The organism is Desulfovibrio ferrophilus, assembly GCF_003966735.1.
In the GTDB taxonomy this organism is placed as follows: domain Bacteria; phylum Desulfobacterota; class Desulfovibrionia; order Desulfovibrionales; family Desulfovibrionaceae; genus Desulfovibrio_Q; species Desulfovibrio_Q ferrophilus.
This window is the reverse complement of record NZ_AP017378.1, coordinates 1,350,350-1,372,354: the sequence shown is the minus strand read 5'-3', so window position 1 is coordinate 1,372,354 and position 22,005 is coordinate 1,350,350. Positions and strand designations below refer to the sequence as shown.

At 55.9% G+C, this 22,005-nt stretch carries 24 protein-coding genes; 2 read left to right on the top strand and 22 right to left on the bottom strand.

Annotated elements, in window-relative coordinates; translation table 11 throughout:
* Positions 1-16: 16 nt before the first annotated feature.
* The 9 genes from EL361_RS06400 to EL361_RS06360 form a co-directional block, all read right to left on the bottom strand.
* The gene (locus EL361_RS06400; RefSeq protein ID WP_126377739.1) at positions 17-970 is read right to left on the bottom strand and encodes a glycosyltransferase; all 954 of its coding nucleotides are present in this window, start codon (positions 968-970) and stop codon (positions 17-19) included.
* On the bottom strand, positions 967-2,061 hold the full coding sequence (locus tag EL361_RS06395; RefSeq protein WP_126377737.1) for an N-acetylneuraminate synthase family protein: 1,095 nt from the start codon (positions 2,059-2,061) through the stop codon (positions 967-969). The genes EL361_RS06400 and EL361_RS06395 overlap by 4 nt, the downstream gene beginning before the upstream one ends.
* The gene (locus tag EL361_RS06390; protein ID WP_126377735.1) at positions 2,058-2,672 is read right to left on the bottom strand and encodes a winged helix-turn-helix domain-containing protein; all 615 of its coding nucleotides are present in this window, start codon (positions 2,670-2,672) and stop codon (positions 2,058-2,060) included. The genes EL361_RS06395 and EL361_RS06390 overlap by 4 nt, the downstream gene beginning before the upstream one ends.
* Positions 2,673-3,106: 434 nt before the next feature.
* Positions 3,107-3,952 carry a tetratricopeptide repeat protein gene (locus EL361_RS06385; RefSeq protein WP_126377733.1) on the bottom strand — a complete coding sequence of 282 codons (846 nt, stop codon included), beginning with the start codon at positions 3,950-3,952 and terminating at the stop codon, positions 3,107-3,109.
* 64 nt (positions 3,953-4,016) lie between these two features.
* Positions 4,017-5,144 (bottom strand): glutamine-hydrolyzing carbamoyl-phosphate synthase small subunit, encoded by a 1,128-nt coding sequence (gene carA, locus EL361_RS06380; RefSeq protein ID WP_126377731.1) that lies wholly within the window; start codon positions 5,142-5,144, stop codon positions 4,017-4,019.
* The gene (gene kdsB / locus EL361_RS06375) at positions 5,144-5,890 is read right to left on the bottom strand and encodes a 3-deoxy-manno-octulosonate cytidylyltransferase (protein ID WP_126377729.1); all 747 of its coding nucleotides are present in this window, start codon (positions 5,888-5,890) and stop codon (positions 5,144-5,146) included. Before kdsB ends, carA begins: the two co-directional genes overlap by 1 nt.
* A 3-nt stretch (positions 5,891-5,893) precedes the next feature.
* Positions 5,894-7,198, bottom strand: a complete 1,305-nt coding sequence (locus tag EL361_RS06370) for a 3-deoxy-D-manno-octulosonic acid transferase (RefSeq protein ID WP_126377727.1) — start codon at positions 7,196-7,198, stop codon at positions 5,894-5,896.
* Positions 7,195-8,106, bottom strand: coding sequence for a D-alanine--D-alanine ligase family protein (locus EL361_RS06365; RefSeq protein ID WP_126377725.1), 912 nt, complete (start codon positions 8,104-8,106; stop codon positions 7,195-7,197). The genes EL361_RS06370 and EL361_RS06365 overlap by 4 nt, the downstream gene beginning before the upstream one ends.
* On the bottom strand, positions 8,069-8,737 hold the full coding sequence (locus tag EL361_RS06360) for an HD domain-containing protein (protein WP_232034891.1): 669 nt from the start codon (positions 8,735-8,737) through the stop codon (positions 8,069-8,071). Before EL361_RS06360 ends, EL361_RS06365 begins: the two co-directional genes overlap by 38 nt.
* 212 nt (positions 8,738-8,949) lie before the next feature.
* Here EL361_RS06360 and hypD point away from each other — a divergent pair, with 212 nt between their 5' ends.
* Entirely contained in the window at positions 8,950-10,041 is a 1,092-nt protein-coding gene (gene hypD / locus EL361_RS06355) for a hydrogenase formation protein HypD (protein ID WP_126377723.1), read from the top strand.
* A 178-nt stretch (positions 10,042-10,219) separates the two neighbouring features.
* Complete coding sequence (hypE, locus tag EL361_RS06350; RefSeq protein WP_126377721.1) at positions 10,220-11,227, top strand: hydrogenase expression/formation protein HypE; 1,008 nt, start codon at positions 10,220-10,222, stop codon at positions 11,225-11,227.
* Between the two features lie 82 nt (positions 11,228-11,309).
* Here hypE and EL361_RS06345 read toward each other — a convergent pair whose 3' ends face one another.
* The 13 genes from EL361_RS06345 to EL361_RS06285 all read right to left on the bottom strand — a co-directional run bounded on the left by EL361_RS06345 (position 11,310) and on the right by EL361_RS06285 (position 22,004).
* Positions 11,310-12,461, bottom strand: a complete 1,152-nt coding sequence (locus tag EL361_RS06345) for a DUF6765 family protein (protein ID WP_126377719.1) — start codon at positions 12,459-12,461, stop codon at positions 11,310-11,312.
* Positions 12,462-12,726: 265 nt separating this feature from the next.
* The gene (locus tag EL361_RS06340) at positions 12,727-13,236 is read right to left on the bottom strand and encodes a DUF2867 domain-containing protein (RefSeq protein WP_232034890.1); all 510 of its coding nucleotides are present in this window, start codon (positions 13,234-13,236) and stop codon (positions 12,727-12,729) included.
* Positions 13,233-13,700, bottom strand: a complete 468-nt coding sequence (locus EL361_RS06335) for a pyridoxamine 5'-phosphate oxidase family protein (RefSeq protein WP_126377717.1) — start codon at positions 13,698-13,700, stop codon at positions 13,233-13,235. Before EL361_RS06335 ends, EL361_RS06340 begins: the two co-directional genes overlap by 4 nt.
* Positions 13,701-13,731: 31 nt before the next feature.
* A complete protein-coding gene (locus EL361_RS06330; RefSeq protein ID WP_126377715.1) occupies positions 13,732-14,322 on the bottom strand; it encodes a TetR/AcrR family transcriptional regulator in 591 nt (196 codons plus the stop codon).
* A gap of 206 nt (positions 14,323-14,528) precedes the next feature.
* Positions 14,529-16,175, bottom strand: coding sequence for an NAD+ synthase (locus tag EL361_RS06325; protein ID WP_126377713.1), 1,647 nt, complete (start codon positions 16,173-16,175; stop codon positions 14,529-14,531).
* Between the two features lie 15 nt (positions 16,176-16,190).
* Entirely contained in the window at positions 16,191-17,174 is a 984-nt protein-coding gene (locus tag EL361_RS06320; protein WP_126377711.1) for a chemotaxis protein, read from the bottom strand.
* A 14-nt stretch (positions 17,175-17,188) separates the two neighbouring features.
* A complete protein-coding gene (gene ispH, locus EL361_RS06315) occupies positions 17,189-18,049 on the bottom strand; it encodes a 4-hydroxy-3-methylbut-2-enyl diphosphate reductase (protein ID WP_126377709.1) in 861 nt (286 codons plus the stop codon).
* 46 nt (positions 18,050-18,095) lie between these two features.
* Positions 18,096-19,076 carry a tRNA dihydrouridine synthase gene (locus EL361_RS06310; RefSeq protein ID WP_126377707.1) on the bottom strand — a complete coding sequence of 327 codons (981 nt, stop codon included), beginning with the start codon at positions 19,074-19,076 and terminating at the stop codon, positions 18,096-18,098.
* A gap of 116 nt (positions 19,077-19,192) precedes the next feature.
* Positions 19,193-20,074 (bottom strand): hypothetical protein, encoded by an 882-nt coding sequence (locus EL361_RS06305; RefSeq protein WP_126377705.1) that lies wholly within the window; start codon positions 20,072-20,074, stop codon positions 19,193-19,195.
* 12 nt (positions 20,075-20,086) lie between these two features.
* Positions 20,087-20,506 (bottom strand): hypothetical protein, encoded by a 420-nt coding sequence (locus EL361_RS06300; RefSeq protein ID WP_126377703.1) that lies wholly within the window; start codon positions 20,504-20,506, stop codon positions 20,087-20,089.
* 25 nt (positions 20,507-20,531) lie between these two features.
* On the bottom strand, positions 20,532-20,855 hold the full coding sequence (locus tag EL361_RS06295) for a hypothetical protein (protein WP_126377701.1): 324 nt from the start codon (positions 20,853-20,855) through the stop codon (positions 20,532-20,534).
* Position 20,856: 1 nt separating this feature from the next.
* A complete protein-coding gene (locus EL361_RS06290; RefSeq protein WP_126377700.1) occupies positions 20,857-21,591 on the bottom strand; it encodes a flagellar basal body-associated FliL family protein in 735 nt (244 codons plus the stop codon).
* Positions 21,592-21,620: 29 nt separating this feature from the next.
* Positions 21,621-22,004 (bottom strand): chemotaxis response regulator CheY, encoded by a 384-nt coding sequence (locus tag EL361_RS06285; protein ID WP_126377698.1) that lies wholly within the window; start codon positions 22,002-22,004, stop codon positions 21,621-21,623.
* Position 22,005 lies beyond the last annotated feature (1 nt).

The following is a 22,005-nucleotide window of genomic DNA, read 5'->3' as shown; positions in this document are numbered from 1 at the left end:
ACGTCTGACTACAGGTTTACAGCGTCTCGTAAAATTCCATCAATCGTCCGATGACCCGTTCTTCGTTCCAGTAGCGCTCCATGAAGGCGCGGCTATGGGCACCCGCTTTGTGACGTTCATCCGTGTCACAGCTCAGGTGGGTCAGGATATCTTTGAGAGCTTTCGCGTTTCGTGCCACCAGCCAAGGCAGATCTGCCGTGCCAGTGAATTCCTGCATTTGACCAATACACCAGTCTGATAAACCTGCCACGGTAGGCACGCCTTGGGCCAGAGACTCAAGGCTGCTCATGCCGTAGTATCCCTGCATATGGTCGAAGGAGATGTGCGCGCGGCGTTTGCGTTCCAGGCAGTCGCAGTGGGGTGCATCGTCGATGAGGTCCAGTTCAAGGGAATGGCCTTCGGCAAGGAGGGTTTGCATCACGCCGAGCAGGTCGTCGGTGTTCTTGAGGTCTCGCCTTGTGGGCGAATGGGCAATGCGGATTGGTGTCTGGGGTTTGTCGGCAAGAGGCTGATAGGCTGGGTCCTGCTCATTGACACAGTTCGGCTGCCAGCGGGCTTCAGGTAGAATGTGTTGCAGGTCGGGAGTGCTCACCAGCAGGTTGCGACGGTTGAGCATATCATATTTTTGGCTGTATTTGCCTGGATTGTCCCGGAAGTCTGGGTGTCCGTGATGATGGTGCACCAGTGCTTTGCCGTTCATGAAGTCTTTGGGCAGGAACGGGCCTAACCTCAAGTTCTCATCAGCGGTCATGTGGAAGTGGAAGACGTCGGCCGAGAGTAAGGTCTCTTCCAATTCAATCAACCCCGTTCTGTCCAACTCCGGAATGTGGAGGTCCTTGCGCCAGTTGTGATTATAACGAGTTTCCAGGGTCGCCACGCGGCAGAAATGTTCGGTGCGCCGGTTAATGGCATCGGCAAACCCGATGGCCGTTCCGGCGGGATCATTGACGGCAATCATCAGGATGTTCATGCCGATTCCCCCGTGGCCGTTTGAGGAGAGATTGCCTCAGTGATGTCCTCCCACATAAGCTGCTGGTCTTCGCTCAATGGGCGAGTCGTGACGCTGCCCATGACGCTGTCCCAGTGCATTGGTGAGATCCCGTCCCCTGGGCTTTTCATGGTAAGGTGTTCCGGGGTGAGCCGTGTTCCTTGAGGTAAATCCCGGGCTGCGACGATACTCTTGCGGAGTTTGACTGCACAGGCTGATTCCGTCGGCGTGACGCGTTTTTCGGATACGGCCAGGGTTGCTTCCACCTCGCGAATCATGGCCGTCATTCGGGCAAAGCCTTTGGGGTCCAGCGAAGCTGCGTGATCTGTCCCGGGTAGGGTGCGATTCAGAGTGAAATGACGCTCCACCATGCAGGCTCCCAAGGCTACCGCGGCGACGGAGGGGGCGATGCCCGCTTCGTGACCGGAGTATCCCACGGGAAGGCCGAACCGCTGCTCGAGTCGGCGCATGGCGGGTAAGGCAATCTCTTCGGGAGGACAGGGATAGGAACTGTTGCAGTGCAGCAGGATCAATTGGGAATGGTGCCGTCGGACTTCAAGCACGGCTTGGTTGATTTCTTCAACGCTGCTCATGCCCGTGGACAGAATTATGGGCAGATGCAGTTCGCTGGCACAGCGAATGAGAGGCAGGGTCGTCAGGTCCGCCGAAGCGATTTTGATCAGTTCCACTTCCAATTGACGCAGCCCTTCCAGGCTGGGTAGATCCCAAGGTGACGCAAAAAATGTCAGATTTTGATGCTCTGCATGGTCCTTCAGGCGCCCCATGGCTTCGATGGAAAGCTCCAGAGCATCGCGATGCTCGCCATAGGTTGGGCCAAAACTATTACTGCCCGGATAGGGCCTTTCGCGGCCTTCGCGGGTCAGCAGGGCCGTGGTGTCGCGCTTCTGGAATTTGACTGCATCAGCACCGCTCCGGGCCGCATGGTCGATCATTTCCCGGGCCATGTCCTCACTGCCTTGATGGTTGTTGCCGATTTCGGCAACAACGAAGCAGGGTTGACCAGGGCCGATGCTGCGGCCACTTTTGAGCTTGATGATAGGCAAAGTTTTCATAAGCGCACGACCTCCAGGCCATGGGCCATGGCCAAGGGTTTGAGCTGGGCGTGGATATCATCACTCTTGCCGAAGGAGGTGATGATCACGGCATCGCAATGCATGCTGGACAGAATGTCAGGAGGCAGGATGGCGTGCCCGGCCAGCATCGTGCCGTGCTTGGCGGGGGCGCTGTCCACAAGTGCCAGAACAGTCAGTCCGGTGTTCTGGATGGCAGAGAGCACAACCTCGCAGGTCTCTGATGCTCCCCAGAGGACCAGACGCTGCTTACCGGATTTTTCCAGGCTATCCAGTTTATTACCTATGAGAGCCTTCAATGCCGTGTAGCTGCGAACAATCTCGGCACAGTACTCACCGAGCAGTTCTCTGCGTTGACTGTGTCCGGCTTGGGTCAGGACATATTCGTAGCTCTTGGCATTCAGGGGGCGTTTGTCGATCAGGCCCTGATGCTGCAATTCCCGAAGGTACTTGTTGACCATGGCACCGGATAACCCCGTGCGTTCGCCCAGGGCGGATTGAGAGACCGCGCTGTCTTCCGAGAGGGTCTCCAGCAGAGAGAGCGTGCGGTTGTCGGTGCTGGGGCGCAGAAAACGCCCTTGGTGTTGCAGCATTATTCTTGTCTCCGGAAAATCGTTCAGTCGTCAAGTGATTCTATGCAAGCATCGCACCACTGTCAATGAGAGGTTCATGGAGTTAAAGACCTCGATGAATCTCGTTTGAATTCGTCAAGAGTGTTTTATTAAGTCGATATTTAAGGCGTTTATAGTCTTTTTAATTGGTTGGCGTGATATCAAATCTACAAATATTTATGTAGGTTTTGAGGTGGATATGCAGGCTGTGCGAAGAGGTGAAACGGATTATTTCATTTAGTGGGTGAATAATGTTGCCGGGGAAACATTCATAGGGCCTGCTTGTGTCACGTTCTTGTCACCTGGGAGCAGGGTGCTTGTTTGAGTATGGGAGGTTGATCTTGCCAAGCCATCAAGCCCACACTGGTGATACCAGTGTGGGCTTGATGGCTTGGCAAGTAATTTTTGAAAAGATTCTATAGCTTGATGGGTTTGCCCGCGTTCTTTTTGGCTTTTTCCTGCTTGGCGAGTTGTTTGTTGGCAAACTTGCGCATCTTGTGGGCTTCAGTGAAGCCTTTGTTCAACTCAATGGCCTTGGTTGCCATTTCGTCGACCTTTTCCCAGCGTTTCCAGTCGATGTACAGGCGGCCGAAGTTGAAATACAGGCCTGGATCGTCACCGGAGAGTTTGACGGCCTTGTTGTAGTACTTTTCTGACATTTCAAATTCTTCAAGCTTGCGCAGTACCATGGCCACCCGGTTGTAGAGGTGGGAGGATTCCGGCAAGTCTCTGAGTGCCTCTGTGAGGTATTTCAGAGCTTCCTTGTTGCGATCAAATTTGAGGTAGAGCTCGGCAATCTCGTATTTGAGCTCAGTGTCATCTGGAAATTGGAGAAGTAGCTTGTCGAAGGTGAACTTGGCGTCTTTGAACTTGCCCTTTTCCAGAAGGTGCTTGCCGCGTTCGAGCTGAATCCGTTTGGTGTCGTCGATGGCCTGCAAGAGAGCTTGAGCATCGGACACTGCGGAACTCTGCAGATCGTCCAGGAGTTCCTTGAGGGCGGAAAGCAGTTCCTTTTCGCCACCCTTTTTATACTCCAGAACCATGGGACAGACTTTGCGGAAGTCGTCGTTGTGGTTCAGAATGTCCAGCGCTATGTCCAGACTGCGTTCGAACTCTTCCTGCTCATGTTTGAGCAACGGGGTGCGGCAGATGATGCCGACGGATTCGTGCAAAGAGACAATAGCCGGAAGCAGCTTATCCTGCTTCAGATAGCTCTTGATATTGGATATCTTCGAACGTGCCTTGATAAGCTCGCTGGACATGCACCCTCCCCCTGAATTGGACTTCCCAGATCGCAGGCAGTATTCAACGAATGCCGATCAAAGTCTAGACCCCGGTATGTTCTCTCACCATCTCTCTGAATCTCTTGAAGAAGTACTGGCTGTCGTGTGGCCCGGGGCTGGCCTCGGGATGGTGCTGGATGGCCAGGATAGGCTTTTGGGTGTGGTGGAAGCCCTCAAGCGTATCGTCGTTGAGATTGACGTGGGTGATCTCAATGTTCTTCAGGCTGGCGACATCAACGCAAAAACCATGGTTCTGAGACGAGACTTCGATGTGTCCGGTGGTCAGGTCCTTGACCGGATGGTTCAGTCCGTGGTGGCCGAAGGGAAGCTTGTAGGTCTTGCCGCCCAGAGCCAGGCCCAGAATCTGGTGGCCCAGGCAGATGCCTGCAGTGGGGTAGCGGTCGGCCAGTTCGGAGACGGTGTCGGCGATGCCTTCGATGGCTGCGGGGTCGCCGGGGCCGTTGGACAGAAAGACCGCGTCGGGTTCCAGGCGGTTGACGGCCTCAGCGGTCGTTCCGGCCGGTACCATCAGTAGATCGCAGCCTTGTGCAGCGAGCAGGCGGATAATGTTCCATTTGATGCCGAAGTCGTAGACGACCACCTTGGGCCCTTTGCCGGTCCAGTGGTGTTTGCCATCCTTGAGTTCAACCGGTGCGGGCTGGTTGTCGATCCAGGTGTACGGCTGTTTGGCGCTGACGCGCGTAGCCAGGTCCTGCCCTTCCATGGTGGGGATGGACTGGGCACGCTTGACCAATTCTTCGGGGCTGACGTTGTCGGTGCTGATGACGGCACGTTGGGCGCCATGTAGGCGCAGATGCCGGGTCAGGGCACGTGTATCGATGCCCTCGATGCCCATGACGCCATTCTCGACGAGGTAGTCAGGTAGCGACATCTTGGAGCGCCAGTTGCTGGGCTCTTTGGTGCATTCCTTGACGATGAATGCTTCCACCCATACGCGGGAGGATTCCACATCCTCAAGGTTGACCCCGTAGTTGCCGATCAGCGGGTAGGTCATGCACACCATCTGCCCTGCGTAGGAGGGGTCGGTAAGTACTTCCTGATAGCCGCTCATGCCGGTGTTGAAGATGGCTTCGCCTTGGGCGTTGCCTTCGCCGGTGAAGGATTTGCCCTTGAACAAGGTTCCGTCCTCAAGTGCCAAATATGCTTTCATCAGCTAGTCTCCGAAAGTCTCTGAATGACTATGTCGATGTCCTCGGGCCTGTCCACACCGCAGGTGTTGTGGGCGGTTGGTACGACATAGATGGGAATATCATTTTCAAGCAGCCGAAGCTGTTCCAATTTTTCCTGGCGCTCCAGATCGCTGGGGCCGAGATTCACAAATCGTTTCAGTGTGCGCATTCTGAAGGCATAGAGTCCGATATGGCCCCAGAATTCTCCACCTGTTTCCGTGTCGCGGGGATAGGGAACCAGTGCACGTGAAAAATATAATGCGGATCCGCCTTTGGTCCAGAGGACTTTGACCTGATCCGGGCTGTTGGCCTGTTCGCGGTTGATTTTTGTCGCCAGGGTCGTGACCTGGATGGAATCATCGGCGAAGGGCTCCAGCAGTTCGGTCAGCATGGCCGGTTCCAACAGCGGTTCGTCGCCCTGAATGTTTACGACCACACCATCTTCGGGCACTCCAAGTGCCTGTGCAGCTTCCAGAACACGATCGGTGCCGCTGGCGTGTTCTCTGCCGGTCATGATCACCGGTACGTTGTACCGGCAGGCTTCGGAATAGATGCGGTTGTCATCGGTTGCCAGAGCGACCTTGCCCAGCAGTGGGCACTGGATGGCACGCTGGTACACGTGCCAGAACATGGGACGCCCCAGGATATCGGCCAGGGGTTTGCCCGGAAAGCGCGACGACTCGTACCGCGCGGGAATGATGCCTGTGCAGGGCGGAATGTTCGGCATGGTTTATCCGTTTGTGGACGCTGTCCGTTCCGATAAGCTGAGGATGAGTTCCAGGGCCTTGGACGTGCCGCCCCTGCGACTGTCCACATAGGCGTTGATCTTACTCCGCACGGCATCCCGCTTGCGCGGGCGGGCCAGAGTCTTGACCATTTGCTCGGCCAGTTCCTCGGGGGTGCGGACTTCTTGAACCAGCCCCTGCTCTACGATGCCCCGTCCGATCCATGAGAAGTTGGACCAGTGAGGCCCGATGCATGGAACGACGCCGTGAGACAAAGGTTCCAGGAAATTCTGCCCGCCCAGAGGGCGCAGGCTGCCACCGACAAATGCGGTTCGGCAAAACTCGTACGCAGTTCCCAATTCGCCAAAGGCATCCCAGAGAATCACGCTTGCCTCAGGCGGTGGCCCGTCCAGTTCGGAACGCAGGACAGGGTGCAACCCGGACTCATACAGAGCTTCGCGCCAAAAGTCGAGTCTGTGCATGTGGCGGGGAAAGAGTGCGAGGGTGGTTTTGGGGCGGGCTTTGCGGACCAGCAATAGGGTTTTGAGAATGTCGGCTTCTTCCTCCCGACGGACCGAAGCGAACAGGGCGCAGGATGGCTTGGGTCCAAGGATGGAGCGAACAGGATTGTCCTTGCTGGCAGGTTCCGGCGTGGCCGGGAATCGATCGAATTTGATGTTGGGCATGGTATCCACGCGCTCGGCCCCGAAGACCAGGGCATAGCGTTTGGCCGCTTCTTCGGAAATGGCCAGGATTTTGTCCGGGGCCAATTGTTTAAGCAACCCGTGTGCGCAGAGGTAGCCACCAAGACTGCTGGTATTCATGCGCCCGTTGATGACGGCCACGGGGACATCGAATTCCTTGCAGGCAGCCAGCAGTCCGGGCCAGATTTCCGTCTCCAGAAGAACCATGCACTTTGGCGAAAAGCGCTCCATGGCCTTGTTCATCAGCGAAGGCGCGTCAAAGGGCAAATAGCTGGTGTGCATCGTAAGCTGTGGATGCGTCTGGGGCAGGTCCCAGGCCGTTTGTTCCAGAATGCCCAGTCCCTGGCTGGTCATGGAGGTGACCAGCACGGTCAGCTTGCTGTCCTTGGGCAGGCCCAGAATCAGCTCGCGGGCAAGGTAGGCTTCACCTCCGCTGGCGGCCTGAATCCAGATGTCCACATACCCTTCGGGGCCGTCGCGCAACAGGCGCCGAGCGAAGCCTTCACGTATGCGCGGGGCGGCGTAGAGTGCGGGCAGCGCTGGGAGCCACAGCAGATTGTAGGCCCCGAGCAGGGCCTTGGTCATGACGGACAGCCTTGTGCTCATGCCTGGCTCCGGCTCATGCCAAGCTCAATGAGTTTGGCGATGAGATCCTCGAAGCTGTAGCCTGCTTCTGCCGCTTCCTGGGGAATCAGGCTGGTCGGCGTCATGCCCGGCAGAGTGTTGATTTCCAGCAGGTAGGGGGCGTTGCCCACCACCATGAAGTCTGCTCGGCTGTAGCCGGACAGCTTTAGGCAGCGATGTGCCTTCAGGGTGATGTCCTGAATTGATTTTGTCAGTGAATCCGGGATGGGTGCGGGGCAGATCTCGTCGCATTTTCCTGCGATGTATTTGCTGGCGTAGTCGAAAAATGATGCGCCATCCTTGGGGCAGATCAGGATGGGAGCCAGGGCGGTGTCGTCCAGCACTCCACAGGTGATCTCTATGCCTTTGATATAGGCTTCCAGCAGAGCCTCTTCGCCCATGTCGTAGATGGTCTTCAGTGCATCCTGGAGGTCTTCCGGTCCGTTGACCAGCGTCATGCCCAGGCTGGAGCCGCCAAGATTGGGTTTGGCAAATAGCGGGTATTCCAGTTGTGGTGCCCAATCGTTGCCCGGGGGCGTGGGCAGGAACTCCCAATCCGGCGTCGGCAGGTTCAGATCGCGGAAGACAGCCTTGGAGGCCGCCTTGTTCAGCGCCAGGAATGAAGCCGTTGGGTTGCTGCCCTGATAGGGACAGTTCACGGTTTCAAGCATGGCCTGGAACAGACCATCTTCGCCAGGGGAACCATGCAGATTGATAAAGGCAAAATCGCATTGGCGGGCCTTGGTGAACAGTTCGCCAAGGTCCGTTGAGGGATCGAAATCCATGACTTCGTGCCCGAGGTTTTTCAAGGCTGCGCGGATGCCGCGTGCGCCGGAGAGGGAAACTTCCCGCTCAGTCGACCAGCCGCCCGCGATCAAAAGTATACGCATGGAGCTTGACCCCCAAGAGTTCGCTTAAAGTGTGTTCCACGGCCTTGGCCTGGTCCATGCAAATGGTGATTCGTTCCCTGGCCAGAGCTGTCTTGGCGTAGCGTTCGAACAGGTCCGTGAACCGACCGCCCAGCGAGACGAAACCGTCGTGTGTGACTCGCTTGTCCGCATACAGCACGACCAGAGGCAGAAAATATCGTGTAGGGTCAACGTCGAATGGCCACCAGACATGGTGCAGGACCCCCTGAGCGATGGCGGGATTACCTGTTTCGGCCTGGACCCATACGGCTCCGAGCTGGGCGTGGTGTCCCCCATGCTCGATGCAGTACATCTTGCCCAGATCGTGAAGCAGAGCCGAGGCGCGAACGGCTTGGACTTCCGTGGCGGTGAGCAACCCCTTTTCTTCTGCTCTCAGAGCCAGGTCCGTTGCCGCTTCGGCCACCTTGTGACTGTGCGCCCGGATGTGGTCCGGCATGGCGTAGCTGGTGCACAGTTCGTCACACTGAGCATCGCTGGGGACCAGTCCCATGGCGGGTTGGGGCAACGGAATCAACTCCGGCGGTACGGCCCGGAAGGTCGGCATGCCGGTGTTTTTGTGCTGTTCGTTTTTGGCCTTGTTTGGAGAGGGCATGGGGCGCTTTGTTTCCTTGGCAGAAGTATGGCGCCGTTGCGCCGTCAGGCGGTTCTATCAATCTGGCGCGGAAAAATAAAGAGGGCGGCTTGAAGTCATATAGCCTTTCGTAGTAAGCCCGGACCTCAGGCTGTGATTCGTGGGTGAATATCCATCATTTTGGCCTGGGGGAAAACCGTCTATCAGGCCCGCCACCGGCCAAGGGAGCATCTGTGAGTATTCTTGATAAGTTCAGCGATCCCGCCCTTTGCAAGACCCTTCTGGACAAGATTCACGCGGAACTCAAAGATGAACTTCGGTTCATGGAAGTCTGCGGCACTCATACCGTTTCCATTTTTCGCAGTGGACTGCATACTCTGTTGCCGGACAAGATAATTCATTTATCCGGTCCCGGTTGTCCGGTCTGTGTGACCCATGATTCCGAGGTCGCTCTGTTCCTGGAACTGGCCGCGCGAGATGATGTGATCGTGACCACCTTTGGCGACCTGATTCGTGTGCCCGGTCCCGGCGGCGGAAACCTGAAAAAAGCCCAGGCCGAAGGCGCACGCGTCAGCGTGATCTATTCGCCCATGGATGCTCTGACCATTGCCAAGGAAAACCCGGACGCCAAGGTCGTGTTCCTGGGCGTGGGCTTCGAGACCACTGCCCCCACCGTGGCTGCCACCTTGCAGATGGCCCGCAGGATGGGGCTTGATAATTTTCTGGTGCTCTCTTTCCACAAGCTGGTGCCGCCTGCCATCCGTGCCCTGGGTTCCGATCCTGAGATCAGGTTGCAGGGGCTGATCATGCCTGGGCATGTGTCGACCATCGTGGGTATCGAGCCGTATCAGTTCATCGCCAAGGAGTTCGGGCTGCCTGCCGTGGTCACGGGCTTCGACCCGCTCGATGTACTGCAATCCCTGTTGGAGATTATTCGCCAGCGCAACGAAGGGCGCGCTGAGGTTGTGAACCTTTATACTCGTGCCGTGCATGATATCGGCAATCCGCGTGCCGTCGAGATCATGAATGAGGTCTTCACCGAGGCCGACGCCCTGTGGCGTGGTATCGGTATGATTCCGGGCAGTGGGCTGGTTCTGTCCGAAGCCTACGAGCAGTACGACGCCATGAAGCAGTTGGGGTTGGAACTCAAGGAAGTCAAACCCCTTGCGGGCTGCCGCTGTGGCGATATCCTGAAGGGCAAGATGGCTCCGAACAAGTGCCCGTTGTTTGGCAAGGCCTGTACCCCTGCCAAACCTGTTGGACCGTGCATGGTCTCCACCGAAGGGTCCTGCGCAGCGTATTTCAAGTACCATACTGATCTGTAGCCGATCGGGCGGGCTGTCGTTTGTGCGGGCTGTTGCCTGATTCGATCGTCAGGTCGATTTGCGGTCTTTGACCCGGGTGGGGCTTGCCGAAACAAAGGTTAAGGATCAGTATCGAATTCATCTGAAGAACATGCCCATATGGGCGATATGATAGGATTTACAAGGGAGTTGCACTGAAATGGACGATAAGCGGATTCTTCTGGACTATGGCAGCGGCGGCAAGGCCTCGCAACGACTCATCAGCGAACTGTTCATGCACCATTTCGACAATCCCATGCTGACCCAGATGGATGATGCCGCCTTTCTGAATATTCAGGGGCCGCTGTCCATGAGCACCGACACCTTCACTGTGGACCCCATTTTCTTCCCTGGCGGCAACATCGGCTCCTTGGCTGTGCACGGCACGGTCAATGACGTAGCCATGCTTGGTGCCAAGCCGTTGTATCTTTCCTGTGCCTATATCATCGAGGAAGGCCTGGAATTCAGCGTGCTGGAAGAGATCGTGATTTCCATGGCCAAGGCCGCCAAGGAAGCTGGCGTCGCCATTGTCACGGGCGACACCAAGGTTGTGCCTAAGGGCACGGTGGACAAGATTTTTATCAACACCACAGGTGTTGGGCAGATGATCGTTGAGGATTACCCGAGCGGCTCCAAAGCCCGCCCCGGCGACGCGGTGATCATCTCCGGCACCATGGGTGACCATGGTCTGACCATTCTGGCCCAGCGCGAAGGCTTGACCTTTGATACTCCGGTGGAGAGTGACTGCGCCTCCCTGAACGGTCTGACTCAGCGTCTGATCGAGGAAGTGGGTGACATCCATGTGCTGCGCGACCCCACCCGGGGCGGTCTTGCCACGACCCTGAATGAGATTGCCGGACAGTCGGGCGTTGGCATCGATGTGGAAGAGGATGCCATCCCCGTAAATGATGGTGTGCGCTCCGGTTGCTCGTTCCTGGGCATGGACCCGCTGTATCTTGCCAACGAAGGGAAATTGATTTGCATCCTGCCCGGTGACAAGGCCGACAAGGCCCTGGAACTGCTGCGTAGTGAGCCTCTGGGGACTGGCGCTGTGTGCATCGGTACCGTGACCGAGGACAATGCAGGCAAGGTCATCCTGGTGACGCCTCTTGGTGGTCGCCGGATGCTGAACATGCTGGAAGGCGAGCAACTGCCGCGTATCTGCTAGTTGTTTCTATCGTGTAATGATGAAGCCCCCGCCGGAGTGATCCTGCGAGGGCTTTTTTCTGGTGTATGAGACTTGTTGCCTTTTACTGCAGCTTACAGGTGTTCCCCAATCCGCACTCTGGCATCAATTTCCAGAGTACGTAGTCACGGTGCACCCCTGCGGCTTCGAAAAATCGGGCCACGGGTTGCTTGGCTGCGTTGGCGGGGGACAAGTCACTCAAGGATTTCAGATCGTTTTTCCATATCTCAGCATTGTATGGAGGAATGAAATCCGGCCGGTCGAACAGAACACCGCTTTTGGCCATTCTGCACCACTGCTCACAGCGATCTTCCTTGTTGCCCTGGAATCCAATGATTTCCTTGAGTACGGGCTTCATGTTTTTGAAAGGCACGGGCGAGGTGTGCTGATCGGCATATTTGGGATTCTTGGCGAGAAAGTCCGTAAACAGTTTGTGTAGAGCCTTGCAACCTTCCATGAATGTTGCCGGGTTGTCGCGCATTTGCAGGTTTGCTTTGCTCTTGTATTCGAAACTCCATTTCAGGAAGGGACGGTCGGGATAAGTCAGGGCGGGGCCATGTCCCAATCCATCGGACAGGGTTTCTGCAACCAGTGAAGTGACACTTGTCTTGATGACCGACCACCATTTACGATTTTTTCTGGATGAGAGTGTTTTGACGCCCCGGCCCCATGTCATTATCTGGCGCGTCATTCCTGTGAATTCTTCTGCTTTTTCAGCGAGATAACCATTGAGATGTGGTTCCACATTTTCAAGCCGGATGCTGGAGCTGACGATCTTGTTGTCGTCCGAGGAGAGTCCCGAAAATCCATAGTGGGAATAGGTGTCCATCAGTACATGTGCCGTGACGCCCATCAGTTCCAGGCCATAGCGTTTTTTGGCCTGTTTCATGTGGTGGGCGATGACATCGCGCATGAGTTGGCTTCCTGCACGGCATTGCAGTTTCTGCTCGCAATCATCCCCCTCATTTCCGGGTAGAAAATGGAACGGCACCCAAACGTGCCATTGATCCTCGCGCAGAAGGTTGTTGCCATCGTCACAGTGGTGGGCCGTAGGCAGAGTACCTATCCGGCTTCCATCGGGTAGGTTGATGTCATGTCCGTGCGCGTTATCATCCACGAATTGTGCCGCTGTGGCAGCGATGGTTGCTGCTTCAGGCGTCATTCCCGCCGCACGAGCCATGCACCATGTGCCGTAATAATGCATATCCAATTGCATGATAGCCTCCCCTTTTTTATCCCCTAAGCTTTATCTGCTTGTTGGCTTTAGCGTCAAGGATTCATGGTGACGGAGGTCTTGGTGGAGCGGGTCTATGATGATGGCAAAGGGGGAAAGAGGAGGGACAAAGGTTCCGAGGTGATAAGGCCGATGATTTGGGCAGGCAGTGGAAAGGTCGCATCCCGGTCAAAACAGGATTGTTGTCAAATGGTGGCCCATGGAGAAACTGGGGCAATGAAACCACTGCCCCAGCTTGCCAAGAGAGTTATTCTTCAGCGGCGTGACGCCCCATGAAATGCACGATGATATGGTGAAAAGGGCGGATCAGGTTGAAATAGATTGGTCCGGTCCAATGTTGGTAATGGACAATGGTGAAGGTGTTGAACCGGATGCTGCCGTCGGAATTGGGCACGGCGACAACGCCGATGTAGCCCTTGAGATGCTTGTCCGAAGCCTCGCCTATCCAGTAATGATCGGGGGCTCCACCCGAAGTGGTGAAAAAGCTGACCTCGGCACCGGGGGTGAAGTCGATGTCATCGGCAGTGAGGTGTTTATTGTCTGTGGCAACCTGCGAGAGCCCGAGGAGTTTGGCCAGTCCTTTGCGAACCATATACAGCAACTTGAGCCAGCCCGGCTCGTAGCTCACCATTCTAGCAATGAAATCGGACAGAGAGCGCTTGCTGTCGAAACTTTTCATGTCCACGTGATCGGCCTCATCCAGCAGTGTATTCAGTTCCGGGAGATTGTCGGCCAGGCGCATGATGTCGGCGTTCATGGTGTCATCCTTCCCAGGTTAACGGGTTCAACACGAAGAATTTTAAATTCGCGCAGGTGACCCATGTTTTTCCAGAGCAGATCGTGGCCCTTGAAATATTTGAATGGTCGCACCTTTGCCATCCATGCATCAATCTCGGTCTGAGTGGCTTTGCGGCGTTTACTGGCCTCACAGATCAGGCGCAGTGCGGGGTGAGTCACGAACCGTCCACGCCACAGCGAGCGGAACCAGTATCCCATGCCGGGGTGAACGGCCATGATGGCGAGACGGGGATCGCGGTCCAGATTATTCCGCATGCCTTTGGGAAAATGTTCGAAATAGTGACCCCGCCCTTCGTTGGAGAGAAACACGGAACCGATGGGCGACACGCGTGGGGTGCCATCTTCGTCCACAGTTGCCATGGAGCACGATTTGACCTTGGAAAACAGATTCTTGATTTCGTCCCAAGGGATGTTGGATTGCATGCGATCTCCTTTCAAGGAAAAGTCAGAGTTCTCATTCCGGTTCGGGTAGGTCGAGTCCGTACACTTCCGTGGCCATCAAGTGGAAGAGCTTTGCATGTTCGAGGCCTGTGATGGGAGGTGCCACCATGCGAGTGCCAACGTACAGGCAGTATCCGAGTTGTGAGAGATGTTGTGCGCGGTCTGCATCGCCCGTGAGTTCTTCAAACAGGCTGCGCAGATACTCCATGCGGACTGTGTCCACATATTCCAAATGTTCACGGGCCAGAGGATCACGCTGTGCCCAGGCTCGGATGCTGATTTCGGGGCCCTGGGGCACGGCCTCTGCCATCGTGACCATTTCAAGAAAGCGCTGTTGAATATTTTTCGTGTTGTCAGCGTCACGCATACGTCTTTCAGTCCACTGCTCGGTCCAGTGCTTGAGCAGGCGTTCCTGATAATCACGGCGGCCCTTGAAATGGTGATAGAACGATCCTTTGGTCACGCCCAGATGGCGACACAGGGCATCTATCGTCAATTGTTCGATGCTGATTCCTGCCAGCATGTCCAGACCTGCAGTCAGCAGATCCGGGGCGTTATGTCTGGGTGGGGTTTTCGTTTTCCCCGTCTGTTTCGTCTTGCTCATGAGGCTACTCCATTATCAATACCATACGGTATGGTATGTTTAGCGGGCGAAGGAGATACGCGTCAAGGGGTATTTGTATTCCTCTATGTTGTTATTTCTAACATGGGATATTTGTGCCCCGGTTCGTGTATGGCTGAAGATTGCCCGATGGGGAAAGGCAGTATTGCTGTTGGCAGAAAAGAGGGAGAAGAAAGAGGCCGAAAGGGTCAGTGGTTGACGCGCGCTGCCAGAGGCATTCGCCAGCCAGTACCAAAGGCGCGGTCAGTGATCTTGAGGCCTGGAGCAGCCTGGCGGCGCTTGAATTCCGCACCGCGCAGCAAGTGTGAGATCTTGTCTACGGTTGTTCGATCAAATCCAGCATTCACGACGTCGTCGCGCGATTCACGCAGGACCACCAGACGATGAATGATGGCATCCAGAATCTCATAGGGAGGCAGGCTGTCCTGATCTTTCTGATCCGGGCGCAGTTCAGCAGAGGGAGCCTTGTCGATAACGGACTGAGGGATGACTTCATGCCCCTTGTTTTGATTCAGCCAGCGGCAGACATCGTAGACCAGGGTTTTGGGGACATCGGAAATGACCGCCAGTCCACCGGACATATCTCCGTAAATGGTGCAGTAGCCGACTGCCAATTCGCTTTTGTTGCCCGTGGTCAGCAGAATGGAACCGTACTTGTTGGACAGGGCCATCAGCAGATTGCCACGGATGCGGGCCTGGATGTTTTCCTCGGTCAGGTCGGGGGAAAAACCTTTGAATGCCTTTTCCAGGGTCGTGTCGAAACCCTGCATCAGAGGGCCAATGGGCAGGGTCATGGTCTTGATGTCCAGATTGTCTGCCAGGGCAAGGGAATCGTCGATGCTGCCCTGGCTGGAGTAGGGCGATGGCATGAGGACTCCCAGCACATTACTCGCTCCCAGGGCTTCGGCCGCCACTGCCGCGGTCAGGGCCGAGTCGATACCGCCGGACAGGCCGAGCAGGGCTTTCTTGAATCCGCATTTGGTGACGTAGTCGCGGGTGCCGAGAACCAGAGCGCCCCAGGTTTCGCTTTCCGGTGCATTGTCTTGGGCTTCGATGCGTCCGGTGCCGGCCTGCATATCTACCAGCAGGATGTCTTGGGCAAAGGCATTGGCCTGTGCCATGAGGGTCCCGTCTGCTCCAAAGGCCATGGAGCGGCCCGAGAAGACCAGATCGTCATTGCCCCCTACCTGGTTGGCATAGCAAATGGGCTTGCCGTGCTTCTTGGCTGCCCAGGCGAGCATTTCCTGTCGGATGCGCTGTTTGCCCACGGTGAAGGGAGAAGCCGAGAGGTTCAGAACAAGGTCCGAATTGCGGACCACATCCGAACTCATTGGGTCACCGCTGTAGCGGGTCTCATTCCAGAATTCATTGTCATTCCACAAATCTTCGCAGATGGTTACTGCACAATTCTGGCCCCTCAGCTCGAAACCTCCCGGCCCTGGGCCGGGTTCGAAGTATCGGTCTTCATCGAAGACGTCATAGGTGGGCAATAGGGTTTTGTGGAACAGGGCTTCCACGCAGCCTGCGCGAAGCAGAGCGGCCGAGTTGTGCAGGGGGCGACCTGTGGCCTTTGTATTGGGGGTTGCTGTGCCCACGAGCACGGGGATGGCGTTGGCGAGTTCCCGCGCCAGTACTCTGAGTTGAGACTGGGCATTATTGATGAAAGATGGCGAGAGCAGCAGGTCGCGGGGAGGATAGCCCATCAGCGCCAGTTCCGGTGTGACACAAAGCTCGGCCCCCATGGCTTGGGCTTTGAAAACACCGTCGGCGATCCTGGAGGCATTTCCTTCCAGGTCGCCGACAGTCAAATTGAGTTGTAACAGGGCGATGATCATCGTTAGGCGTCGCGGCTAGTTCCCGGACGACTCCTTCTGGACAAACGATTTTCCTGCCATACGTTCCTGAATCAGCTCCTTGGCGCGTATGGCAAGCTTGGAAACCTCCGGTTTGGAGACCTGCTCGTCCGCACCCACGTTATCACCCTTGTGCCTGAGCTTGTCCGTGATCAGCGATGAGAACAGGATGATGGGCATGTCTTTCAGGAACGGGTCCTCGCGGACACGTTTGGTCAGATTGTGACCATCCATCATGGGCATCTCAATGTCCGAGACCATGACATTGACATAATCCCACAGGGAGGCCTCATCTTCTTCTGCCTTGGCTTTGATGGCTTGGAGGCGGTCCCAGGCTTCACGGCCGTTGTTTACGGTTTCAACCTTGAACCCGGCTTTGGTCATCAGGTCCTTGAGCATTTCGCGGACCAGAGCGGAGTCGTCGGCAACAAGAGCCCTGTAGCCGTCGTCCGAAGACCAATCGATGCTTTCGTCCAAACGCAGGCCCAGAGAGGGGTTCAAGTCCGCAACGATCTTTTCCAGATCCAGAATGAAGACGATGCGCCCTTCGAGCTTGACCACGCCGGTGATTGAATTGTTGGACAGAGCGGAGACGTACTTGTTGGGTTGCTCCACTTCTTCCCAGCTGATGCGGTGGATACGGGTAACACCCGAAACCATGAAGGCCGAAGTGACCTGATTGAATTCGGTAACTACGACTTTGGGAGCTTCACTTTCAACCCGTTCCTTACCAAGCCACATGGCAAGGTCGACCAACGGGATGATGTGAGATCGCTGGTTGAACGCTCCGAGAACTGAGGGATGGTTAACCTCTGGCATCTCGGTGATCTTGGGGAGACGGATGATTTCCAGGACTTTGGCGACGTTAACGCCATAGTAACCCTGGTAATGCTCACCACTCTTGCCCACTTCGTCCAGATAGAATTCGACGATCTCGAGCTCGTTGGTGCCAGATTCTAAGAGAATGTTCGTCTGGGACATGCGTCCTCCAGTATTCAGTGATCCGCTCGCGAGGACATACCCTCAAGCGCGGCCCGGACTTCATCTATAGTAATATCATGTGTTGAGGCCCCTGCTGTCAAGCCAACAAGGGAACAGTCTGCAAAATCCTCGGGATTGAGTTCCTCGGCTGTCTCGACATGGATGCAATCCACGCCTTGTTCACGGACCACCTGGGCCAGGCGTCTGGTATTGCCGCTCTGGTACCCTCCGACTACCACCATCTTGTCAACGCGCTTGGCGACTTCGACTGCTTCGTGTTGGCGAACCTTGGTGGCGTCGCAGATGGTTTCCAGAACTGGCAGTTTAAGGTTGCTCTGCTGTTTGGCGTAGTCCCTGATCTGTTCGAAGACACCCCGGTCCTGAGTGGTTTGAGCTGCCAGAAAATATTCCTGATTCTCGTTGATGTGCCCCTGAAGTTCTTCGAGAGAATCGAAAACCTCGGCATCGTCTTTGGCGTAACTGAGCAGGCCTTTGACCTCTGGGTGGTTTTCCTCGCCGTACAGGAGCAGGGTCCGGCCACGTTCGGCTTGGCGTTCAATCAGCAGTTGCGCTTTCTTTACTTTGGGGCAGGTGGCATCCACGACGACAACACCGTGTTTCTTCAGTTCTAGCTCTACGTCTTGTGGGATGCCGTGAGCGCGGATGACGACCACGGTGTCGGGTTCAACCTCTGCAGGAGACTGGATGCGTTTGACGCCGAGCTTTTCGTAATGCTCAAGTACTTGGGGATTATGAATAATCGGCCCAAGAGTGCAGATGGTTGCTCCGCCTTTGCGAACAGCTCTGTCCAGTTTCTTGAGGGCGAGGCTGACTCCCATACAAAAGCCGGCGGTCTCGGCGAGGATGACTTTCATAATTATACCTTTCGTCCGTTTGCTCCCCTGACTTTACAGGAAAAAATCAGGCTGCGCTATGATTGGCTTCGAGGAAATCGAGAACCATGGATTCCAGCTCTTCCCAAGAGTCGCAATTGATGAGTTGAGTCCGTAGTTTGCGGACTCCGGGATTATGCCGGACGTAGCGTGGGACAATGGAGCGCATCTTGAGCAGGGCTTTGCGTTCCGGAAGATGTTCCCGGGAGAGTTCGGCATGGCGCAGGATGACTTTGGCCAGGTCCTGGCCTGTGCGCGGAGGCAACACTTCGCCGCGCAGCAGCGTCAGGTAGTCGTTGAAGATGGTCGGCCCATAGAGCGCTCCCCGGGCAAACATGACACCCTGAACTCCGGTTTCACGGATGCAGCGTACGCCGTCTTCGGCAGTGATCAGATCTCCGCTGGCGATGACTGGAATATCAATAGTGTTGGAAAGTTCCTTCAGACAGGACCAATCGGCTTCACCGGCATACCCCTGCTTGGCCGTGCGAGGATGCAGGGCGACCCAGGCTGTCCCTGCGTCCTGAAGGCGTTTTCCGATGTCCAGGTAGTTGTCCTCACCGGCCACCCAGCCTCTTCGGAATTTGACTCCGCAGTTGCCTGGTCCTGCGATTTTGGCCATGCGCTCGGCAATGGACTCCAGCAGGCCAACATTGGTGTGCAGGGATGCTCCGCAACCGGTCTTGATGACCTTGCGCACCGGGCAACCCGCGTTGAGATCGAAATAGCGGACTCCCTGCTCCATGAGTGTGTGCATGGCACGTTCGATGAATTCAATCTCGGAGCCGAAGAGTTGTACCACCAAAGGGGAGTCCTCGGGGGTGGTTTTCAAAAGTTCGGAAGTGCCCCTGCTGTCGTAACAAAGACCCTTGGCACTCACCATTTCCGTGACCGCGACTCTGCAACCGTTTTCGCGGCATAGCAGGCGGAAGGAGAGGTCCGAATAGCCAGCCAGGGGGGCAAGCCATGGGGCATCCGGGGCGATGGATAAGGTGGAGGTACTGTTCATTTGATGCTGATTCCTGCGGAGCGTCATTGGATGCGTGGTCTTGTGATGCTTTGTTGCGTTGCCGGGCGTGTAGCACCCCACCCGGAGGTTGACAAGTTGGCGGGGGGCGCATCTGGCTAGATGCGTCTGGCGAATCGGGGCAGGGCCTGCCCGCTGGAGAGCTGAGGGGCCAGGACTCCTGCTCTGGCTTCTGGAGGGAGATTGGTCGGAGTGAAGAACTCTACGGACTTCTCGCTGAAGAGAAATGAAAGCAGTATTTTTTCAAAGGCCGGAGCCAGTCCTGTGTGCTCCAGAAAGAGACGGACCGTTGCTGTGGTCGGACTGACCATCAAACGCATTTCACATTGTCCATGAGGCGGTAGGGCAAAGGAAAAAGCCGTTTCTTCGATGGCCGTGCCTTGGTCCTGCGCGGGGGATGGTTCAGGGCGTTTGACGGTGAGCATTTCGCCGGACAAAGCGTCAGGGAGCAGCCATGGGCGGTAGTCGAGGCGTCCTTCTCCCCGAGTGGCAAGCAGGGCGTTGACGGCGTCGCGGGCTTTGATCACGAGTTGAAACTCATGGGCCAGATCCGAAGCTTCAGCCAGTCGGAGCTCAAAGACTACTTTACGTTGTTGTTCAGGGCCGGGCATGGCGGACAGTACTTTGCGAAGTTCCGTCGAGGCGGACTCAAAGCGCGTTCTCGTCGCCCAGAAGAGATTGACCGCTGGCCCCAGCGGGTCTCCCTGAGCCTGGGCAACGTGTAATTCCTGGAGCAGGATGTCTGGCTCAAGGCGGATGATCTGGAATAGTAATCGACTGCCGGGTTCCGGATCGGACTGGATGTTGGCCAACAGCTCAAGTCCTTCGAAGTCGACCCAGGCATATCCTGATCGCTCCCGCTTCAAGACTCTGCCTGTGACGCGTTCGCCTATGCGGTGGCGACGCTGGAACGCGGCAGAGCGTTCACGCTCTTTGCGAGAGTCGCTACTGTTGTTTGAACCCCATCCGGAGATGCGCATGGTGGCCTCCGGCTACTGATTGGCTTGATCGAGGATGAGTTCCACCTCGTCCACGGACAGGCCGGTGGAGGTGGCCAGATCGGGAATGGTCTTGCCTTGGCGTCTGCCCGAGAGAATGACCTCGCGCAGGAAATGTGGAGAACGTGAGACCTGCTCGGTCTGTTTGAGCAGATTGTTGACTTCCTGGATGCGTTCTTCGAGAGCGTTGTTCAATCGGCTGAGTTCGCCCTGGCGTTGCTCGAAGGTGGAAACAAGCTCCTGCTCCAGTTCGGCGTTGAAGTGCAGGTTCCGAAGCAGTGATTCCTGTTTTTCCTGAAGGGTATTGAGTAGAGTTTCAGAGCGCCGAAGGCGCATGAAGAAAACGAGTACGACGACAAGGAGCAAAAGCTCTGTCAGACTCACGAGGAACAACAGGACGAGTGATGAAGACATGTACGGGAGTATCCTGATTGTGTTGCTATATCTTCAGGTTGATGATGTTTCCGGCCCAAGGAGACTTGACGAGAGTTTCCTCTTCTTGTGATTCTTCTTCGGGCTTTTGCTCGCGCTTGTCAGAAGCCTTGCGCTGCTGTGCTTCCTGTCTTTCCTGATCACCAGTGACGGTGGTCTTGTCCTGCTCTTTTGTCTTTTGAACCTGATCCTTGGCACGTTCACTCTGTTCGCGAGAAAGCTGTTCAGCAAACTCGGCCTGCGTCTTCGGACCCTGCTGCTGCACGCTGGCAACCTTGGCCAGGTGGGGCAGTTGTGCCAGAAGCACGGGGAGGTTGATCGTCGTAGACATGCTATTTCACCAGGTATTGCTCGATAAGCAGGGTCTCCAATCGGTCGACACTTAAATATTGATTCACTACCGATAGGACGTCGGCTTTCAATGCCTCTGCATTCTTCTTATCGGACAGGAACGTTAAATCCTTATTCTTGAGATAGTAGAAGACGGCATCCCGGAGGATTGTTGTCTTTTGTGATATCTCAAATGACAGCTTTTCGTTCTGGGTGACGGCAGTGAACTGGCAGACCAGGAATCGGATCTTGTCGTTCTCGCCTTTTTGCTCAACCCAGAACGGGTCAAGGGTAACGAGGTATTCCTCGGGCTCGGGCTCCTCAGGAGGCGGAGGCGGGATGGCTTCTTCGGCTTCCAGCGTTTCCTGCTCGACTTCTGGCTGGGTGACTTCCGGTTCAGGCTTCAGGATCAGGGTGCCGATGATGACTCCCACCAACAAGAGCAGGATGGCTCCAGCGGCGATCTGGATCTTTCTGTTCTTGTACCAAACCGGAGTGCCATCCGGTTCGGGCTCCTCGAGGAGAACTTCTTCCTCCTCGTCCTCTTCTTCATCTTCATCGTCGTCGTCTTCGAGAAAAGGTGCATCCTCAAGGTCCAATTCGACCTTTTGCTGCTCCTTGGGAAGATCTTTGGTCAGCTCCTCGGCATCAAGTTCAGCTTTGGGCTCTCCATCATGTTCCTCCATGACGGAGGAAAGATCTTCCTCGAGCTCGGTGTCGGGAGCGAGCAGCACCATTTATTTACGCCGGGCCGTTGAGGTTATGCTTATTTTTCAAAAATCTTGTCGATCTTCTGGCCAAGAGTCTCCGCAGTGAAGGGCTTGACGATGTAATTGGACACTTTTGCCTGGACCGCTTCGATGATGTTTTCCTGCAGGCCTTCAGCAGTGACCATGAGGAAAGGAATATCTTTGAACTCTTCGCTGGCGCGAACCTTGCGAAGCAGATCGATACCGGGAAGCTCGGGCATGTTCCAGTCGGAGACGATAAAGTCGATCTTGTCCTTGTTCAGGACTTCCCACGCGGTGCTACCGTCATCGGCTTCCACGATATTATTGAAGCCCAATTGGCGAAGGATGTTCTTAACGATGCGGCGCATGGTGGAAAAGTCATCGACAACGAGGACCCGCATGTTTTTGTCGTAAGCCATG

Excerpts from the sequence above, each read along its gene's own strand:
- EL361_RS06325 (WP_126377713.1), bottom strand. The coding sequence starts at position 16,175 with ATGATCATCGCCCTGTTACAACTCAATTTGACTGTCGGCGACCTGGAA.
- EL361_RS06295 (WP_126377701.1), bottom strand. The coding sequence starts at position 20,855 with ATGTCTACGACGATCAACCTCCCCGTGCTTCTGGCACAACTGCCCCAC.
- EL361_RS06310 (WP_126377707.1), bottom strand. The coding sequence starts at position 19,076 with ATGAACAGTACCTCCACCTTATCCATCGCCCCGGATGCCCCATGGCTT.
- EL361_RS06400 (WP_126377739.1), bottom strand. The coding sequence starts at position 970 with ATGAACATCCTGATGATTGCCGTCAATGATCCCGCCGGAACGGCCATC.
- ispH (WP_126377709.1), bottom strand. The coding sequence starts at position 18,049 with ATGAAAGTCATCCTCGCCGAGACCGCCGGCTTTTGTATGGGAGTCAGC.
- kdsB (WP_126377729.1), bottom strand. The coding sequence starts at position 5,890 with ATGCCGAACATTCCGCCCTGCACAGGCATCATTCCCGCGCGGTACGAG.
- hypE (WP_126377721.1), top strand. The coding sequence starts at position 10,220 with ATGGACGATAAGCGGATTCTTCTGGACTATGGCAGCGGCGGCAAGGCC.
- EL361_RS06320 (WP_126377711.1), bottom strand. The coding sequence starts at position 17,174 with ATGTCCCAGACGAACATTCTCTTAGAATCTGGCACCAACGAGCTCGAG.
- EL361_RS06285 (WP_126377698.1), bottom strand. The coding sequence starts at position 22,004 with ATGGCTTACGACAAAAACATGCGGGTCCTCGTTGTCGATGACTTTTCC.
- EL361_RS06290 (WP_126377700.1), bottom strand. The coding sequence starts at position 21,591 with ATGGTGCTGCTCGCTCCCGACACCGAGCTCGAGGAAGATCTTTCCTCC.
- EL361_RS06340 (WP_232034890.1), bottom strand. The coding sequence starts at position 13,236 with ATGAACGCCGACATCATGCGCCTGGCCGACAATCTCCCGGAACTGAAT.
- EL361_RS06370 (WP_126377727.1), bottom strand. The coding sequence starts at position 7,198 with ATGAGCACAAGGCTGTCCGTCATGACCAAGGCCCTGCTCGGGGCCTAC.
- carA (WP_126377731.1), bottom strand. The coding sequence starts at position 5,144 with ATGAAAGCATATTTGGCACTTGAGGACGGAACCTTGTTCAAGGGCAAA.
- EL361_RS06330 (WP_126377715.1), bottom strand. The coding sequence starts at position 14,322 with ATGAGCAAGACGAAACAGACGGGGAAAACGAAAACCCCACCCAGACAT.
- EL361_RS06300 (WP_126377703.1), bottom strand. The coding sequence starts at position 20,506 with ATGTCTTCATCACTCGTCCTGTTGTTCCTCGTGAGTCTGACAGAGCTT.
- EL361_RS06360 (WP_232034891.1), bottom strand. The coding sequence starts at position 8,737 with ATGCCCTCTCCAAACAAGGCCAAAAACGAACAGCACAAAAACACCGGC.
- EL361_RS06365 (WP_126377725.1), bottom strand. The coding sequence starts at position 8,106 with ATGCGTATACTTTTGATCGCGGGCGGCTGGTCGACTGAGCGGGAAGTT.
- EL361_RS06395 (WP_126377737.1), bottom strand. The coding sequence starts at position 2,061 with ATGAAAACTTTGCCTATCATCAAGCTCAAAAGTGGCCGCAGCATCGGC.
- EL361_RS06335 (WP_126377717.1), bottom strand. The coding sequence starts at position 13,700 with ATGCAATCCAACATCCCTTGGGACGAAATCAAGAATCTGTTTTCCAAG.
- EL361_RS06305 (WP_126377705.1), bottom strand. The coding sequence starts at position 20,074 with ATGCGCATCTCCGGATGGGGTTCAAACAACAGTAGCGACTCTCGCAAA.
- EL361_RS06390 (WP_126377735.1), bottom strand. The coding sequence starts at position 2,672 with ATGCTGCAACACCAAGGGCGTTTTCTGCGCCCCAGCACCGACAACCGC.
- EL361_RS06385 (WP_126377733.1), bottom strand. The coding sequence starts at position 3,952 with ATGTCCAGCGAGCTTATCAAGGCACGTTCGAAGATATCCAATATCAAG.
- EL361_RS06345 (WP_126377719.1), bottom strand. The coding sequence starts at position 12,461 with ATGCAATTGGATATGCATTATTACGGCACATGGTGCATGGCTCGTGCG.